The following is a 17607-nucleotide window of genomic DNA, read 5'->3' as shown; positions in this document are numbered from 1 at the left end:
TGCATTACGGCGAATAACGCCCGAAATGCCGGCAAGTGCCCCGGTCAGGCCTTTTCCAGCAGCCTGTCGGCCTGCGCGCGCGCTTCCGGCGTCACCTCCGCGCCCGAGAGCATGCGGGCGATCTCTTCCTGCCGACCTGCTTCATCGAGCTTGGTAACGCTGGTTTTGGTGACCGTGCCCTCGGAGCTCTTGGCGATCATGTAATGCATGCCGCCGCGTGCCGCGACCTGCGGGGAATGGGTGACGGCGAGAAGTTGTCCGTCGCTTGCTAGACGGGCGAGACGTTCGCCGATGGCGCTGGCCACCGCTCCGCCCACGCCGCGGTCGATCTCGTCGAAAATCACGGTTGCCGCCCCGCCCTGCTCGGCCAGCGCGACCTTGAGCGACAGGATGAAACGCGACAACTCGCCGCCGCTGGCGATCTTGTTGAGCGGTGCGAAATCGGCGCCGGGATTGGTGGCGATGAGGAATTCCACGCTGTCCATCCCGTGCGGCCCCCAGCGGTCTTCCGGGAGCGCGGCCACAGCCGTCTTAAAGCGCGCGGCATCCAGCTTCAGCGGAGCGAGTTCGCGCGCCACCGCCTCGTCGAGGCGCATGGCCGCAGCTACGCGGTTGGCATGAAGCGCCTCTGCCTCTGCCGTATAGCGCGCGCCGGCGGTCCTGGCCGCTTGCTCCAGCGCGTCGAGCTCAGCCTCGCCCCCTTCAATCGAGTCGAGCTGGCTGCGCAATTCGCGCATCTTCTCGGGTAGTTCGTCCACCTCGCAGCGATGCTTGCGGGCGATTGCACGCAGGTCGAACAGGCGCGTTTCTGCAGCGTCGAGCGCTTGCGGGTCATGTTCGAGCGCTTCGGCCGCCGACTGTAGCTTGTCCTCCGCCTCGCCTGCCTCGATCACCGCGCGGTCGAGGGCGGCGAGCGCTTCGGCCAGCAGCGGGTGTTCAGGCGCAATGCGGTCGAGGCGGCGCGCCGCAACCCGCATCGATGCGAGCGGCGAGTCCGAGCCTTCCCACAGATGGCGCAGTTCCTCGAGGTCGCCCGACAGCTTCTCGCCCTTCTGCATCGCGGCGCGCGTTTCGGCGAGGCGCGCCTCCTCGCCCGCCTGCGGTTCGAGCGCGGTCAGTTCGGACAGGTGGGCCAGCAGCAGGTCCTGGTCGAGCTTCGCCTGTTCCAGATTGCCGCGCGCCTCGGCGAGCTTGTCTTCGGCATCGCGCCAGGTCGCCCAGGCCTGCTCCACCTTGGCGGTATCGCCGCCGGCGAAGCGATCCAGCAGGGCACGGTGACCTCGCGGGTTCACGAGGCCGCGGTCGTCGTGCTGGCCGTGCAATTCCACGAGGTGCCCCGCCATCTCGCGCAGCAGGCCGACGCTGACGGGTTGGTCGTTGACGAAGGCCTTGCTCTTGCCGTCGGCTTTCAGCTGGCGACGGATGATGAGCGGTTCGCCCTCCTCGATCTCGATATCGGCATCATCGAGCAATTCGGCGAGCGGATCGGGCAGAGCGGCGAATTCGAAGCTGGCACTGACGCTCGCCTTGTCCTCACCCCCGCGCACAAGGCCGCTGTCGGCGCGGTTGCCGAGCACGAGGCCGAGCGAATCCAGGAGGATCGACTTGCCCGCCCCGGTCTCGCCCGTAAGCACGCCGAGCCCGCGCCCGAAATCGAGGTCGAGCGCTTCGATCAGTACGATATTGCGGATGGCCAGCCGGGTGAGCATCAGGAGACCTCCTAGCCCACCCGAAGCGTCGCGTCATCCACCCTTTGTTCCGTTAGCAACAGCTTCGGCTTGCAGAGGCAAGGCGCGCTTGAGCAGGAGGTATCCGGCCAGCGCCGCAATGGTCGAGCCGGACAGCACGCCGATCTTCACCGCATCGATCTGCTCCGGCGAAGCGAAGGCGAGATTGCCGATAAACAAGCTCATGGTGAAACCGATTGCGGCCAGCAGGCTCATCGCGTGGACCTGCGCCCAGTTCACTTCCTCCGGCAGTTTTGCGAGCCCCAGCTTCACGGCTGCAAATGCGAAGCCGAAAATGCCGATCTGCTTGCCGATCAGAAGGCCGAGAGCGATGCCGAGCGGAAGCGGTTCGAGCAGCGCTGAGGGAGACAGGCCGAACAGGGTCACACCCGCATTGGCCAAGCCGAAGATCGGGATCACGAGGAACGCCACCCAGGGGTGCAGCGCATGCTCCATGGTCTCGAGCGGGCCGTGATCGCTCTTTGCATCGAGCGGCACGGTCATCGCCGCAGCGACACCGGCGAGCGTGGCATGGACGCCAGACTTGAGCACGAATGCCCACATCAGGATCGCGAGGAGGATATAGGGAATGGTCGACTGCACCTTCGCCCGGCCGATCGCCAGCATCACCACGAAGACGATCGCGGCAAGGCCGAGCATACCGGTGTCGAGCTCACCAGAATAGAACAGAGCGATGATCGCGATCGCGCCGATGTCGTCGATCACGGCGATGGCGAGCAGCAGCGCTTTCAGCGCAACGGGGACACGCGAGCCAAGTAGCGAGAGAATACCGAGCGCGAATGCGATGTCGGTCGCAGCGGGAATGGCCCAGCCATTGATGCTCTCGGGCGAGTTCGCATTGAGCGCCAGGAAGATCACAGCCGGGATCGCCATGCCGCCGATCGCGGCAATTAGCGGGAGCGAAGCCTTGTCCCAGCTGGAAAGCTGGCCTTCGAAAATCTCGCGCTTCACCTCCAGGCCGACGAGGAAAAAGAATACGGCCATCAGGCCGTCGTTGATCCACAGCAGCAGGGGCTTGTCGATGACGAAGCCACCGATACCGAACACCACGGGCGTCGCCAGCCCATCCTGATAGGCAGTAAGCAGCGGGGAATTGGCTACCGCAAGGGCGAGCAGCGCGGCAAAGATCAGGACGATGCCGCCGGCTGATTCCTTCTGCAGGAAGTCTCGCAACATGGGGGCGATAGCTTTGACCATGGGTAACTCCGGAATTTTTTACACGAGTGGGCAGCCGCCGCCTGCGCATGGGGATGGTTGCGCGGCGACGGACCCCTTAGCTGCCGTCAGGCAGGCCTGGCACGCTTGGCCATGCGATGGAGCGCGTCTTTCGCGCGCAATTTCATTTTCTTGAGGCGGGAGATTTCCAACCAGTCGGGCGTCCGCTTGCGCAGTTCGAGGCGCAGGCGCTCGTCGATCCGCTGGTGGATCTGGGTCAGTCTGTAAGTACGGGCCGTCATCGTAGTCTCCGAAATCGAGGCTTATGTCGATCGGACACCCGATGGCGCTGTCAGGCTGGGAGGGGGGAGGGGAAAGGCCTGCCAGCGCGCATCGGTTGTCCGATGCGGTCCGACATCACGTGCACTTTCTCGCGCACGCCAGAGGGGCCCGGTCCGCAGTAATTAAATGCGAACGGATCGATCGGGTTTCAAGGATTCGGCAGATTTTTTCCGTCTCGCCGATAACCGCCCGATTTCGGCCAAGAAAAAAGGCGCCGCGTTGCCGTGGCGCCTTTTTCGATGGAGATGTACCCTGCCCTAGCTGGCGCTGACGCCTGCAGCGTGGTCCTGAACCAGCTCATAGGCCTTTTCATACCATTCGTTGCCCGGATAGTTGGCACCGAGAACGGCCGCGTATTTTACCGCTTCACTGGGAATGCCGAGCGCGAGGCTGGATTCGGTCAGGCGATAAAGCGCTTCGGGGGCGTGACTGGTGGTTTCGAAATTTTCGACGACGTTCTGGAAACGGATCTGCGATGCAATCCACTTGCCCGATCGCTGGTAATAGCGGCCGATTTCCATTTCCTTGCCGGCAAGGTGATCGCGCACAAGGTCGACCTTGAGGCGCGCGTCGGCAGCATATTCGGTCTGCGGGAAACGGCGGTCGACTTCGCGCAGCGCGGTCAGCGCCTGTTCGGTCACCTTCTGGTCGCGCTGGATATCGCTGATCTGCTCATAATAGCTGAGCCCGATCAGGTAGTAGGCGTAAGGCGCATCCTTGTTGCCCGGGTGGATCGACAGGAAGCGTTGCGCCGTGGTGATCGTCTTGTTGTAATCCTGCGCGACGTAGTAGCTGAATGCGCTCATCAGCTGGGCGCGGCGGGCCCACGGCGAATAGGGATGCTGACGCTCCACTTCGTCGAACAGCGCGGCGGCCAGCTTGGGCTGGTTGCGATCAAGCCGTTCCTTCGCCTCGGCGTAGAGCGTTTCGACGTCACGCGCGATGTAAGCGGTGTCTTCCGCCCCGCCCCCGCCGCGGCTTGCGCAACCGGCAGTGACAAGGGTGGCACCGACGAGGGCACCGAGGGCGAGCTTGCGAGCGAAACGCGAATGGGTCGTCATGGTGGCGAGCCTATAGCCAGACCCCCGCTGAACGCCAAGTGAAGTTCGCGCCTAACCCACCGGATAAATCGGTGAGCCGTCCGATGCGCAAGGGATTAGCCTTCGCTGAGCGCGGCAGGCGCGTCCCACAGGAGGTGCCGCGTATCCAGGGCAACCAGATTGTTGCTGCGGATGATTTCGCCCTTTGTGCGATAACCCAATAGCTGCTCCGCATCGGTATCGGGGTTGTTGATCATGACGCGCAGTTCTTCGGAGGTGAAGTCGGACAGGCCGCGTGCCCGTTCGATCCCCTTGTTATCGTAGATGTGCAGCACGTCCCCGCGGGTGAAATCACCATCGGCGGAAATGACATCGGAACGGCGGATCGCCCTGTCGCCATTTGCAATGTTCGACGCGACGGATTCGCTAACCACGATGCTACCGGCCATCTGCAGGCGGTTGGCGATCCAGCTGTCCCAGCCCGAAAGCGGCTCGGGATTGGGAATGACCTTGGTGGCACGGCCCGTTCCATCGAGGACGCGCGACAGTGGGCGGTCGACTTCACCCTGCGCGATCCAGGTGGTGACACCGGCTTCCTGCGCCATGTTGGCGGCCTGCAGCTTGGTAGCCATGCCGCCGGTGCCCAGTGTGGACTTGCCTTTGGTCGCATCCATGTACTCGTTCACATCGTGGACTTCGGCCACGAACTGCGCTTCGGGATCGTCGGGGTTGCGGTCGTAAAGGCCGTCGACGCCGGTCAGGATGATGAAGTCGGTCGCACCGACCATCTGCGCGACCTTGGCCGCGAGCCGATCATTGTCGCCGACCCGGATTTCCTCCGTCGTGATCGTGTCGTTCTCGTTCACGATGGGCATGATCCCGGATTCCAGCAGGCGGTGGACCGTGTTGCGCGTATTTAGGAAGCGGCGGTGGTCTTCAAAATCGCCCAGCGTCAGAAGGACCTGTGCAATATCGAAGCCGAACTCGTGCCCGACCTGTTTGTAGGCATTGAGAAGTAGCGGCATACCGCAAGCCGCCGCGGCCTGTTTATCGGATACGCCAGCGCTTGCGGGCGTTTCACCAATGATACGCAGACCAAGCGCGACGGACCCGGAGGAACAGACGATTACATTCCACCCTTCGGATCGCAGGTGGGCGATGTCCTCCATCATCCGCTGAAGGAAACCATAGCGGGGGGTAAGCAATTCCTGATTTGCCAGCAGAGCGGAGCCGATCTTAACAACGATGGTCTTGGGTTTGGTCATAATGAAAAAGTTATTCATCCTTGAAATTTTCGGAAACCTATATAGATGGTGATGGTGCGCTGCACAATAGGATTTTGAAGATTTTCCGCGATCACAAATAACACGAAATACGCTTCTTAATATTTTCGGGTCGATGAAAACCTATTCAAAGTTTTTCGAAGAACTCAATACTCTAATCAACGCGCTGAATGCGCAGAACGGTGAATGATTATTATAAATAGAGTCCTGATAGTCGGATGCGGAAAGATGGGATCCGCTTTATTGGAGCAATGGTCCAAGGGAACGGAATCGATCACCGTGGTCGACCCGGGGCAAGCAAGTGTGCCCGGAGGGGCGAGGCTGGTGTCGGACAGGGCGGCGCTAGACGGCGAACGCTTCGACTGCCTTATAGTCGCGGTGAAGCCCCAGATGATCGACGACATCATGCCGGACTATGTCGGACACCTCGCACCGGACGGCTACTTGATCTCGATTGCGGCAGGCTATTCTTCCGCGCGCCTTTCCGCGACGATGGGCGGTGCGCCCGTCATTCGCGTGATGCCCAACCTGCCCGCTGCCATCGGCCGCGGAGTGAGCGGCATTTTCGCCTCCCCCGAAGCCAGTGAAGCACACCTCGCCCATGCGCAGGAATTCATGGCCCGCGCAGGGGCGACGGTTACCGTGGACACCGAAGAACAGCTCGACCGGGTTACTGCCGTTGCCGGCTCGGGACCGGGATATGTGTTCGAGATCGCCCGCGCCTATGTCGAGGTCGCGATGGAGCACGGCTTCACCGAAGAACAGGCGCGCGACATGGTGCTCGGCACCATGGGCGGTGCGATCGACATGGCCGCCGAGCCGGGCGCGCTGTCACTCGAAGAGCTTCGCAATAGCGTGACCAGCAAGGGCGGGACGACGGCCGCCGGCCTCAATGCGCTCAATGGCGATGGCGGCCTCACCGAACGCCTGCGTGCGACCTTGCAGGCTTGCTACGACCGGGCGGTCGAGCTGCGCTGAACTCGCTGCCTCCCGCCTGCCACGAAAATTTGATAGAAGAGACATCATGACCGACCAGACACTCGACCCGCAAATCCATATTCACGATCTCGGCCAGCGCGCCCGCAAGGCAGCGCGCGGCCTCGTGACCGCCAGCACCGAGGCGAAGAACACCGCCCTGCGCGAAGCCGCCAAGGCGCTGCGCGAAGCGACGCCGGCGCTGCTCGTAGCGAACGGCAAGGACGTCGCCAGCGTGGAAGGCAAGAAGCCCGAAAGCTTCATCGACCGCCTGCGCCTGACCGAAGACCGCATCGAAGGCATGGCCAAGGCGCTGGAAGAAATCGCCGAACTGCCCGACCCCGTCGGCCGCAAGCTCGCGACTTTCGAACGCCCCAACGGCCTCAGCATCGAGCGCGTTGCCGTGCCGATCGGCGTGATCGGCATGATCTACGAAAGCCGCCCGAACGTGGGCGCGGACGCTTCTGCCCTTTGCCTCAAGAGCGGCAACGCCATCATCCTGCGCGGCGGCAGCGAAAGCCGTCATTCGACCCGCGTCATCGTGGAAGCGATGCAGAAGGGCCTCGAAGCTGCAGGCCTGCCGAAGGACGCGGTCCAGACCGTCCAGACGACCGACCGCGCTGCGGTGGCCGCCCTGCTCAAGGCCGATGAATTCGTCGATCTCGTCATCCCGCGCGGAGGCCGCGGTCTCGTCGAACTGGTCCGCGACCAGGCGAGCGTACCCACCCTCCTCCACCTCGACGGCAACTGCCACTCCTATGTCCATGCTGCGGCAGACGTCGACAAGGCCGTGAAGGTCATCCGCAACGCCAAGCTGCGCCGCACCGGCATCTGCGGGGCGACGGAAAGTATCGTGATCGACCGCGCCATCGCCGACCAGGTGGTGCCCAGGATCGCCGACGCCATGGCGGCAGACTGCGAATTGCGCGGCGATGCGGAAGCGGTTGCCATCGACGACCGGCTCAAGCCCGCCAGCGAGGAAGACTGGAGCACCGAATATCTCGATCCGATCGCCAGCGTGAAGATCGTGGACGGTCTCGAGGAAGGTATCGCCTGGGTCGAGGACCACTCCAGCCACCACACCGACGCCATCCTGACCGAAGATGCGGACGCTGCCCGCCAGTTCCTCACCTCGGTCGACAGCGCGGTGGTCATGCACAATGCCTCCACCCAGTTCTCCGACGGCGGGGAATTCGGCATGGGCGCAGAAATCGGCATCGCCACCGGCAAGATGCACGCCCGCGGCCCCGTCGGCCTCGAACAGTTGTGCAGCTTCAAATACCTCGTCCACGGTGACGGCCAGACGCGGCCGTAATTTGTGTAGCCTCAAACGCCGGCGGGCCCATCCGGGCCCTTAGGCTTCCGCGCCAAAAGGCGCGACGGCCAGTCGGCCTCTGACTGCCATCACCCGGATCACAGCTTGAACGGACTGCGACCAGCAGTCCGCAAGGGCAACCGCCCGCCCGCAGCGGGTGCAGCTTGCTGCACGCATAGCGAGGACGCGCCGACGGAGGTCGGTGCGCAAACAAGAGAAACCATTTTCCTACTGCAAAGGGTCGGGGCATTCCCCGGCCCTTTTCGCATGGGAGAGCCGCCGTGTCCGACACCAAACCCCCTGTCCACCTGCCCGACTTCACCCCCGTCCCGCGCCAGAGGGACCGCAGCAACGGGTGGAAACCGCATGTCCAGCGCGCCTTCATCGAGGCGCTGGCCGATACCGGCAGCGTCGCCTCCGCCTGCCGCGCGGTTAACCGGTCCACCCACGGCGCCTACAGCCTGCGCCGCCAGCCCGGGGCCGAGGAATTCGCCGCCGCATGGGAGGCCGCGCTCGATTTCGGCATGAAGCGGATCGAGGACGTCGCCATGGACCGCGCGCTCAACGGGGTGGAGGTGCCCGTCTACTCCTATGGCCAGCTCGTCGGCACGCGCATTTCCTATAACGACCGCCTGCTGATGTTCATGCTGAGAAACCGCGCGCCCGAGCGGTTTGCCGAAGGCCGCGCCAAGGCGATGAACGCGATCGGCAAGATGGATCTGAAACGCAAGAAGAAGGAATGGCGAGCCGAATGGGAGGCCGAGCAGGCCCGCGTCACTCCGGCAGAGGTGCGCGCCAGCATCGAGCGCAAGGTCCAGGACACGCTGGCCCTGATGGAGCGCAACCACAGCCCCCGTGCCTGGGCCGCATGGCAGGAGTACAAGCGCATAAGGGCAGAGGACGCAGCAAACGGCTATCGCGCCCAGGACGACCCGGACCACCCCCACTACGCGAAGCGCACCACCCCCGAAGATCCCGCCGCCCCCTGCGTCAAGGGTTCTATCCCCCTGACCCTACCCCAGTGGCAAAAAAGCCCCGAAGAGCCGCGGCAAGAAAAAACCCCAGACAACTGGACGCGCATGCAGAAGAGCGAGGGGGATTAAGCAGTCTGGACTTGGTCCAGGTATTCAACCGACCAGAACCGGCTCTTCATGAGATCATCTATCGACATCGGCGGTCCATGGTGAAAACCCTGCACTAGGTTGAACCCGGACCTTCTCGCCATAAGCAAGTCGAGCTCGCACTCAATTCCCTCCAGGACGCAAGTGACTTCCAGCGTGCGCGCCAAGCCAACCAGCGATGTGAGGACCCGTTCAGTCATCGGATCGGCCTTGTCGTCAAGGAATGACCGATCGACTTTCAGTTTTCCGATGGGCAACGTGCGAAGGTAATTGAAGTTCGAATACCCTGTGCCAAAATCATCAATGGCAATCGGGAAGCCGGCCTGATGCAATCGCAGAAGATTGGCCCTCGCCTTCGCCGTATCGGACATGGTGGCCGTTTCCGTAACCTCGAACTCGATCAACCCGGAAGAGCTGAAGTCCAAGGGAACCACCCGCAAGATTTCTTCCATCGTGCGATCCGAACATACGTCTGAAGCCGACAGGTTGATTGACACCGGAACATTCCAGCCGACCCGATTCATGTCCTCGAACACCTTGCGAACCACCGTCACGGTGATGTTTGAAATGAGGCCTGTCTCTTCGGCAATCTTAATGAACTTGTCGGGACTGACTTCCCCAATCGAAGGGGAGTTCCACCGAGCAAGCGCCTCCACGCGAACTACGTCACCGCTTTCGATGTCGCATTGCGGCTGGTACGCGATCTCAAGTTCGTGCTGCAGATCGGCGGACTTTAAGGCACGCTCGATCCTGAAAGAGGTTTCAGCCATTTCCGCGTGGCTGGCATCGAACGCGACAAACCGATTCTTACCGGCCCTCTTGGCGTGCAGAAGCGCAAAATCAGCCTTCTGCAACATGCTCTGATCCGCTTCGCCCGGATCAATCTCGTAATAGCCGATCGATCCGCTAATTTGGACCCGTCGTCCATTTATCTGGTAGACCTGCGCAAGGCTTGCCAGCAGCGAATTCGCCCACTCGTCCACCATCTCGTCCGTCTGGCAAAAAATCATGCTGAACTCATCGCCGCCGATGCGGCTTACGTGCCCGACATCCTGGCAATGTTTCTTCAGCCTGCGTGCAACAAGCTTCAGTAGCTCATCGCCTACGATATGGCCGTAGTTGTCGTTCACGGATTTGAAGCCGTCCAGATCGAGCAGAAGGATCCAGTAACGCCCCCCGTCGGCGGCGAGGACTTTAGCCTGTTCAAGTTCGCCATAGAAAGCCCGGCGGTTAGGTAGGTCCGTCAAGCTATCGGAAAGCGAACGCAGCCGCATTGTTTCGCTCAACTCCACCGCCTTGGCGAGCCGATTTTCCGCATACTCGCGTTCCTTCTCCGCTTTCTCCCCGGCCAGAACAGAGAGTGAGACAGCTCGCCGCAAGAAATAGGCAATGGCAAAAGCGCTCATCGCCGCGCCGAACCCGATGAACGCGTAGATGACGAGATTGCCCGGATCGAATGCCAGAACTTGGAGGCAAAGGCCCGCAAGAGCGATAGCGATCGACACCGCCGCTTGTCGCATCGTCACACTTGAGAACGCGAAAATCATCGCAATCATGACGAAATAGACGAATTTGGCAGTGCTGAACTCGACGAAAATAGCGACAATCACATTGCCGACGACCAAGAGATTGACGATCGTGGCAAGAAACTCGAGTTGTTGAAGCGGCAGGTTTCGACGAGAAGTTCGCGTTGCGATCAGGCAGCCCACCGTTGCGATCGAGGAAGCGGACGCGATCCAGTAAAGACCCGGTGCCTCGACAAACCAGAAATGGGTTATGGTCATGATCGCATAATAAGCCGCTGCGACCATGAAATAACCGCGGACGATCGGCAGGTAGGCACCCGCAATCGCTGCGTCCGAGGCAAGTTTCTTGTTTTCGACCGCCCTGTGCATGAGGCGACTTCGCCCCCCATCAAGCGACTACGACCTGAGGGCGGCTTTACCGCTACCGTTTTAATAAAGCGTAACTTTTGTTAATCCTGCACTAGGCTTGAGATGGTCCACTACGCAATTGGTCGACAAGGATAGAGTGCGTTTACAGAAGTCCGGTCGGTAAACCATTACCTAAGTTATTGTACCTTGGTCGGTTTTCACTCTTCCCCCATCCGCAGCGCGGCAATGAACGCCTCCTGCGGGATGCTCACGTTCCCGTACTCGCGCATCCTGGCCTTGCCCTTCTTCTGCTTCTCCAGCAGCTTTTTCTTGCGGCTGATGTCGCCGCCATAGCATTTGGCGGTGACGTCCTTGCGCAGGGCGGCGATGGTTTCGCGGGCGATGATCTTGCCGCCGATCGCGGCCTGGATCGGGATCTTGAACAGGTGGCGCGGGATCAGGTCTTTCAGGCGCTCACACATGCCGCGGCCGCGCTCTTCCGCAACGCTGCGGTGGACGATCAGCGATAGCGCGTCGACCGGCTCGTTATTGACGAGGATGTTCATCTTCACGAGGTCGCCTTCGCGCAGGCCGATCTGCTCGTAATCGAAGCTGGCATAGCCGCGGCTGATCGATTTCAGGCGGTCGTAGAAGTCGAACACCACTTCGTTCAGCGGCAGCTCGTAGCTCACCTGTGCGCGGCCGCCGACATATGTGAGGTCGGTCTGGATGCCGCGGCGGTCCTGGCACAGCTTGAGGATGGCACCGAGATATTCGTCGGGCGTGTAGATCACCGCCTTGATCCACGGTTCCTCCACCGCGTCGATCCGGTTCACGTCCGGCCAGTCGGCGGGGTTGTGGATGTCGACGACAGCGGCGTCCTCGTTCTTCGTATGGGCGAGGTGCACGCGGTAAACCACGGACGGGGCCGTGGTGATGAGGTCGAGGTCGTATTCGCGGCTGAGGCGTTCCTGGATAATCTCCAGGTGCAGCAGGCCGAGGAAGCCGGCGCGGAAGCCGAAGCCCAGCGCGGCGGAGCTTTCCATCTCGTAGCTGAAGCTGGCGTCGTTGAGGCGCAGCTTGCCGATGCTTTCGCGCAGTTTCTCGAACTCAGCGGCGTCGACCGGGAAGAGGCCGCAGAAGACCACGGGCTGCACTTCCTTATAGCCCGCCAGCGCCTTGTCCGCCCCGCCCTTCACCGTGGTGATGGTGTCGCCGACGCGGGCCTGTTCGACTTCCTTGATCTGCGCGGTGATGAAGCCGATTTCGCCGGGGCCAAGGCCGGGCAGGTCCGTGCGCTTGGGGGTGAAGCAGCCGACGCGGTCGATCAGGTGCTGCGTGCCGCCCTGCATGAACTTGACGTTGAGGCCCTTCTTGATGACCCCGTCCATGACGCGCACGAGGATGACGACGCCGAGGTAGGGGTCGTACCAGCTATCGACCAGCATGGCCTTCAAGGGCGCGTCGCGATCGCCCGAGGGCGCGGGGATGCGGGCGACGAGGGCTTCCAGCGTGTCCTCGATGCCGATGCCGGACTTGGCGGAGGTGAGGACGGCGTCGGATGCGTCGAGGCCGATGACCTCCTCGATTTCCGCGCGGACCTTGTCGGGCTCGGCAGCGGGGAGGTCGATCTTGTTGATGACGGGGACGATTTCGTGGTCGTGCTCGATCGACTGGTAGACGTTGGCGAGGGTCTGGGCCTCGACGCCTTGCGCCGCGTCCACGACCAGCAGGGCGCCTTCGCAGGCTGCGAGGGAGCGGGAGACCTCGTAGGCGAAGTCGACATGGCCGGGTGTGTCCATGAGGTTGAGCTCATAGGTCTCGCCATCCTTGGCGGTGTAGCTGAGGCGCACGGTCTGCGCCTTGATGGTGATGCCGCGCTCCTTCTCGATGTCCATGTTATCGAGGACTTGCTCGGACATCTCGCGATCGGTCAGCCCGCCGCAATGCTGGATCAACCGATCGGCGAGCGTCGACTTGCCATGGTCGATATGCGCGATAATCGAAAAGTTACGGATCTTGGAAAGGTCAGTCATTGCGACCGCCCTTTAGCCGCGCTTTGAATGCGTGTCAGCCGCAATTGCGCGAATAGTGTTCGAGCTAGCCCTTGCTCGCTCCCGAAGCGTTTTCGGAAAGTTTGAACTTGGGATAGCTCGTCGGCGCAGACGATTGAGCGGCCATCGCATATTTGCCGGCAGGCAGTGCTTCGAGCGGAGCCCCGGCGGCCGCCAGTTCGTATGGACTGACACGATTTCGCGTGCACAAGCCACCTGCCCCGTCGTCGACCAGTTCCTGCTCGAATTCGAGCCCCTGCGTATCGCCCATGGTCCGGCGAACAGTGCAGACCGCGAGTTGCCCGCCGCCGAAATCCAGCACGAACATGGTGCCAACAGGCACATCCTCGAGCCCTTCGATCATCGCACCCGAGCGCGACAGATTGCGCAAGGTCACATCGTAGTAGTGATCTTCGTGGATCACACCGATCTTGCGGTAGACCGTCCTGCGATTGGCGCGCTGGTTGCCCTGGTCGGTCGGTTCAAGGACCCAGACGCCCTTGTCTATCTCTTCGAGAACCTGGCTGTGGCTGACGGCATCGGAATAGACGAAGCCCTGGACCTGCCCGACACCCAGGTGCTTCAGTTCCTGCATCAGCTTGAGCGCATGGACGCCCGAAGCGGCAGTTTCCATGCCAAGCGCATTTGCGAGCGCAACCACCGCGCGGACCAGTTCCATGTCGCCAAGGTCGTTGCCCAACATGGGTTCGAAGAAGTTCGCTCCGATCTTAAGCGTATTGAAGGGTGCGCGGCGCAGGTAGGCCAGCGAGGAGCGCCCTGTCCCGTACTGGTCGAGCGTCAGCCGCACCCCGAGTTTGAAGAGGTGGCCGAGCGTCGCATCAACCTTCGACGCATCGCCAAGCAAGACGCTCTCATTGAGCTCAAGCTCCAACCGCGCCGGATCGAGATCGGTCTCTTCGAGAATCTTCTCGACCAGCTCGGCAAATCCGTTGGCTTCGAACTGGACAGGCGAGATATTCATCGAAAGTCGCAGGTTGCCCGGCCACTGGACCGCATCCTCACACGCACGACGTAGGGCCCATTCGCCAATCGGGACAATGAGACGACTTCCCTCGGCAATAGGAAGGAAAGTTTCGGGAGCCACCCGACCGCGATCTTCGTCTTCCCAGGTGTATTTGGCTTCCAACCCGATAACCGTGTTCGACCCAAGGTCGACGACCGGCTGGTATTCGAGGGCGAAATCACCTGCCTCGATTGCCGCTGAAAGATCGTCTTCCATGCGCTTGCGCAGATTGGCCTCATGCTCGAGGTCCGCGCCGTAGAAGCGAAACTGACCGCGGCCGCCGTTTTTCGATGCGTACAGCGCCAGGTCGGCAGCACGTGACAGTTCTTCGCGTTCAAGGCCGTCGTAAGGCGCGATTGCCACGCCGACGGAGCAGCCGATGGTGCAGCGCCCTTCTTCGACCGAATAAGGCTGCGAGAGCATCTGGATGATCTTCTTTGCGATCTCGCCCAGCTCACCGCGATCGTCCATGTCGGGGATCAAGACTTGGAACTCGTCGCCGCCAAGTCGACCGATCTCGCCGCGTCCGCCAACGGCGCTGCGCAATCTGTCCGCGACCTGCTGGAGAAGCTGGTCGCCAGCGGCGTGCCCGAGGGTATCGTTGACCTGCTTGAAGCGATCCAGGTCGAGCATCATCAAGGCGGCGGTACGTTCGGCCGCGCAGAAGGTTTTCAGCGTCGAATCGATGCGCTGCTCCATCCGGTGCCGGTTGGCGAGCCCGGTCAGCGAATCGAATTTTGCGAGCCGGTTCGCTTCGGCCTCTGCTCGAAAGTCTTCGGTGATGTCGACGACACTGCCGCGAAAGCCGGCGAACTCCGTCTTTTCGTCGTAGAGCGCCCTGCCCGACAGGCATAGCACGGCATCATTATCGCTAGCTTGGGCCTGCGCCGACAAATTGGAAAAAGACTTGCGGGTGTTGAGCTTAAGCCCAAGCGAGCGGCCATCGGTTTCACCTTCGACCGGGATCAGGACCTGCTGGAGCGGCGTGCCGATCAGTTCTTCGGGCAAGGCACCCAGTCGCTCCGCAATAGCAGGCGAGAGATAGGCGATATTTCCGTTGCGATCGGTCGACCAGAACCCCAGCGCTCCACTGCTCTCGATTTCGTCGACGATCCGAAGCTTGTCCTCCGCAGCGATCCCTTGGGGGACCGCAGACGCAGGTGCTTCGCCGCGAGACGAGAACAGGTTGGAAAAGGGCATGGCCCCCATGGTGGGTAGACCTCTACTACATTGAACTTGCAGGTTCGGGTCTAAGCGGGAATGGTTATTTTTACCCTAACGCCGGGCTTGTAATCACCTTCATCCAGCTTTGCGTTTACGGGACGAATTGCTGATATCCACCTCGAGAAACTGCTTACGCGTGCCGTTTGCAGCGTTTTCCGCCATGAGCAGTGCGTAAGGGTCCTCTGGCAAGCTGGCCAGCGGCGCGTTGGACGCGGACGCTATCTCGTAAGGCGATACGCGGTGACGCGTGCAAAGGCCGTCCGCGCCGTCACTGATCAGGGGCGTCTCGAACTCGAGACCCTGTGTGTACTCTTCGGACCTGCGAACGACTGCGACCGCGAGCTGGCCGCCACCCAGATCGAGAACGACCTGCGTATCGACCGGCACATTCAGGAGGCCCTCGACCCTCGCGCCCGTTTTCGACAAGTCACGCATGGTCACGTGATACCGGTGATCCTCGTGTATGAGCCCGACCCTGCGGAAGACGCTCTTGCGTTCGGAACGGAACCGTTCCGGACCACGCGCCTCATACTTCAGTTCCTTGCTCTCAAGCCGTTCGAGAAGCTCTTCATGGCTGATTGCCGGCGAGAAAATGAAGCCCTGCACGTGGCTTGCGCCGCGTTCCTCCACCAGCGTAAGCTCGTCTTTCGTTTCGACGCCTTCCGCCACCGTTTCCATGCCAAGCGATTCAGCCAGACTGACGATTGCCGACATGATCGCTGGGTTGTTGTTACCCTTCTCCGTTGCCCCACGAACAAAGGCCTGGTCGATCTTGATCTTGTCGAATGGGGCCTTCTGCAAATAGCTGAGCGAGGAATAGCCGGTCCCAAAATCATCGAGAGCCAGTCGGACGCCAAGTCGCTTCAGTTCTTCGAACATTTCCTGTGTCCGGCCCGTGTCGCCGACGAAGACACTTTCCGTGATTTCGAGCTCAAGCCTGCGTGCAGGCATACGCGCCTCGCGCAGAGCTTCTTTCACCTTCTCCGGGAAATTATCCTGGGCGAACTGGATCGCCGAAACGTTGACGGCCACGCGCAGCTCGAAAGGCCAGCCAGCTGCTTCCTTGCAGACTTGCTGCAACGCCCAATCGCCAAGCTCGTTGATCATGCCGATTTCCTCGGCGACCGGGATGAACTGCGATGGCGGGATGAAACCTCGCTCCGGGTGCTCCCAGCGCATCAGCGCTTCGAGGCATTTGAGATTGTGGTCCTTGGAGCTGACGATCGGCTGGTAATACATGCGCAGCTCGCCGTCTTCCATCGCCCGGCGCAGATCCGTCTCGATCTGGTTACGCGTCTGCGCCCCGTCGCGCATGTCGACATTGTAAAAGCGATAGCAGCCCTTGCCCTTGTTCTTCGCAGCATAAAGCGCAAGGTCGGCCGCCTTGACCAGCTCGTCTGGCTCAACGCCGTCGAACGGAGAAACCGCAATGCCAACCGAAGTGCCGATGGTCACGCGGGTGTTGTTCACCTGGTATGGCTGGGAGATCATTTTGATCAGGCGATCGGCAAGCTCGCCCAATTCGGCGCGGTCATCCATATCCTGGAGCATGACCTGGAACTCATCGCCGCCAAGCCGCGCAATTTCGCCCTTATTGCCGACTATGCGCTCGATCCGGTTCGCAACCTGTTTGAGCAGATCATCGCCAGCTGGGTGGCCATGCGTGTCGTTGACCTGCTTGAACCGATCGAGATCGAGCATCAGTAGCGCACAGCTACGCTGGGATGCGTGAAACGCCTTCAGCGTCGAAGTGAGGCGCTTGGTCATCCGGTGCCGATTGGCGAGGCCGGTAAGGGAATCAAACTGCGCCATGCGCTCGGCGTCGATGCGCGAAGCACGGCTGGCAGTTACATCCTTCGCGCTTCCGCGATAGCCGATGAAATTCTTACCCTCATCGTATTGCGGTACGCCGGTCAATTCCCAGTATTGCGGGCTTTCTTCGCTACTCGAGGCAACCTTCACCGGGTGGTGGGAAATCGAGTTCCGGGCACTGACAAGGAACTTCAACGGGCGGCCTTCGCGAACGTGCTCTTCATCCTGGTGGAAGAAGTCGGCGATCGACTGACCGATCGTTTCACCCTTGGTCAGTCCGGCCTGCTCGACAGCGGACGGAGAGAGGTAGATCAGACGGTTCTCGGCGTCGGTCGCCCAGAACCATCCCAGTCCGGCGTTCTCGAAGCTGTCGAGCATCTGGATGCGCGAAAATGCCTCAGGCGCATTGGTTTTGCCGCCTGGATTTTCGTTTGCCGCAACTTTTGCCTTGGAGGGCTTCTTGCCCCGCTTCGAGAAAAATCCACTCATATTTAAAACCCGATCGTCTCGTTGATCCGCGCTATTCCCGCGGTTGAGGCGCTCGTTTAGCGGGAAATCGTTACCCAATGCATAACCATCAGGTGCGCTGCTTCTGCGGGTTTCGCGAGGGCGCTTGCGTCACGGCATGCGTGAAGGCATT

At 61.3% G+C, this 17607-nt stretch carries 12 protein-coding genes; 3 read left to right on the top strand and 9 right to left on the bottom strand.

Translation table 11 applies throughout. The features are described 5' to 3' along the window. Positions 1 to 44 precede the first annotated feature (44 nt). The 5 genes from recN to proB form a co-directional block, all read right to left on the bottom strand. Positions 45 to 1709, bottom strand: coding sequence for a DNA repair protein RecN (gene recN / locus LCM24_RS12025; RefSeq protein WP_224804630.1), 1665 nt, complete (start codon positions 1707 to 1709; stop codon positions 45 to 47). A 33-nt stretch (positions 1710 to 1742) separates the two neighbouring features. After that, complete coding sequence (gene nhaA, locus LCM24_RS12020; RefSeq protein ID WP_224804628.1) at positions 1743 to 2945, bottom strand: Na+/H+ antiporter NhaA; 1203 nt, start codon at positions 2943 to 2945, stop codon at positions 1743 to 1745. An 86-nt stretch (positions 2946 to 3031) separates the two neighbouring features. Next, a complete protein-coding gene (locus LCM24_RS12015) occupies positions 3032 to 3205 on the bottom strand; it encodes a DUF465 domain-containing protein (protein WP_090479601.1) in 174 nt (57 codons plus the stop codon). A 297-nt stretch (positions 3206 to 3502) separates the two neighbouring features. After that, positions 3503 to 4306, bottom strand: coding sequence for an outer membrane protein assembly factor BamD (locus LCM24_RS12010; RefSeq protein WP_090479604.1), 804 nt, complete (start codon positions 4304 to 4306; stop codon positions 3503 to 3505). A 95-nt stretch (positions 4307 to 4401) separates the two neighbouring features. Further along, positions 4402 to 5550 (bottom strand): glutamate 5-kinase, encoded by a 1149-nt coding sequence (proB, locus tag LCM24_RS12005; protein WP_224804626.1) that lies wholly within the window; start codon positions 5548 to 5550, stop codon positions 4402 to 4404. A gap of 204 nt (positions 5551 to 5754) precedes the next feature. On the opposite strand from proB, the gene LCM24_RS12000 reads away from it, so the two are divergent. From LCM24_RS12000 to LCM24_RS11990, 3 genes are all read left to right on the top strand, one after another. Then, on the top strand, positions 5755 to 6546 hold the full coding sequence (locus tag LCM24_RS12000) for a pyrroline-5-carboxylate reductase family protein (protein WP_224804624.1): 792 nt from the start codon (positions 5755 to 5757) through the stop codon (positions 6544 to 6546). A gap of 46 nt (positions 6547 to 6592) precedes the next feature. Beyond that, positions 6593 to 7858, top strand: coding sequence for a glutamate-5-semialdehyde dehydrogenase (locus LCM24_RS11995; protein WP_224804623.1), 1266 nt, complete (start codon positions 6593 to 6595; stop codon positions 7856 to 7858). Positions 7859 to 8139: 281 nt separating this feature from the next. After that, positions 8140 to 8961, top strand: coding sequence for a hypothetical protein (locus tag LCM24_RS11990; RefSeq protein WP_224804621.1), 822 nt, complete (start codon positions 8140 to 8142; stop codon positions 8959 to 8961). Here LCM24_RS11990 and LCM24_RS11985 read toward each other — a convergent pair. From LCM24_RS11985 to LCM24_RS11970, 4 genes are all read right to left on the bottom strand, one after another. Next, positions 8958 to 10874: a putative bifunctional diguanylate cyclase/phosphodiesterase gene (locus LCM24_RS11985; protein WP_224804619.1), complete on the bottom strand. Its 1917-nt coding sequence runs from the start codon at positions 10872 to 10874 to the stop codon at positions 8958 to 8960. The two genes, LCM24_RS11990 and LCM24_RS11985, sit on opposite strands and share 4 nt — an antisense overlap. 197 nt (positions 10875 to 11071) lie before the next feature. Next, complete coding sequence (gene lepA / locus LCM24_RS11980; protein ID WP_224804617.1) at positions 11072 to 12889, bottom strand: translation elongation factor 4; 1818 nt, start codon at positions 12887 to 12889, stop codon at positions 11072 to 11074. A 64-nt stretch (positions 12890 to 12953) separates the two neighbouring features. Continuing rightward, positions 12954 to 15140 carry an EAL domain-containing protein gene (locus LCM24_RS11975; protein WP_224804615.1) on the bottom strand — a complete coding sequence of 729 codons (2187 nt, stop codon included), beginning with the start codon at positions 15138 to 15140 and terminating at the stop codon, positions 12954 to 12956. 90 nt (positions 15141 to 15230) lie between these two features. Next, on the bottom strand, positions 15231 to 17456 hold the full coding sequence (locus tag LCM24_RS11970) for an EAL domain-containing protein (RefSeq protein ID WP_224804613.1): 2226 nt from the start codon (positions 17454 to 17456) through the stop codon (positions 15231 to 15233). Positions 17457 to 17607 lie beyond the last annotated feature (151 nt).

The organism is Qipengyuania aquimaris (assembly GCF_020171965.1).
In the GTDB taxonomy this organism is placed as follows: domain Bacteria; phylum Pseudomonadota; class Alphaproteobacteria; order Sphingomonadales; family Sphingomonadaceae; genus Qipengyuania; species Qipengyuania aquimaris_A.
This window is presented reverse-complemented; position numbering and strand designations above follow the sequence as displayed.

Coding starts and splice junctions, on each gene's coding strand:
- recN (WP_224804630.1), bottom strand. CDS start 1,709: ATGCTCACCCGGCTGGCCATCCGCAATATCGTACTGATCGAAGCGCTC.
- nhaA (WP_224804628.1), bottom strand. CDS start 2,945: ATGGTCAAAGCTATCGCCCCCATGTTGCGAGACTTCCTGCAGAAGGAA.
- LCM24_RS12015 (WP_090479601.1), bottom strand. CDS start 3,205: ATGACGGCCCGTACTTACAGACTGACCCAGATCCACCAGCGGATCGAC.
- LCM24_RS12010 (WP_090479604.1), bottom strand. CDS start 4,306: ATGACGACCCATTCGCGTTTCGCTCGCAAGCTCGCCCTCGGTGCCCTC.
- proB (WP_224804626.1), bottom strand. CDS start 5,550: ATGACCAAACCCAAGACCATCGTTGTTAAGATCGGCTCCGCTCTGCTG.
- LCM24_RS12000 (WP_224804624.1), top strand. CDS start 5,755: ATGATTATTATAAATAGAGTCCTGATAGTCGGATGCGGAAAGATGGGA.
- LCM24_RS11995 (WP_224804623.1), top strand. CDS start 6,593: ATGACCGACCAGACACTCGACCCGCAAATCCATATTCACGATCTCGGC.
- LCM24_RS11985 (WP_224804619.1), bottom strand. CDS start 10,874: ATGCACAGGGCGGTCGAAAACAAGAAACTTGCCTCGGACGCAGCGATT.
- lepA (WP_224804617.1), bottom strand. CDS start 12,889: ATGACTGACCTTTCCAAGATCCGTAACTTTTCGATTATCGCGCATATC.
- LCM24_RS11975 (WP_224804615.1), bottom strand. CDS start 15,140: ATGGGGGCCATGCCCTTTTCCAACCTGTTCTCGTCTCGCGGCGAAGCA.
- LCM24_RS11970 (WP_224804613.1), bottom strand. CDS start 17,456: ATGAGTGGATTTTTCTCGAAGCGGGGCAAGAAGCCCTCCAAGGCAAAA.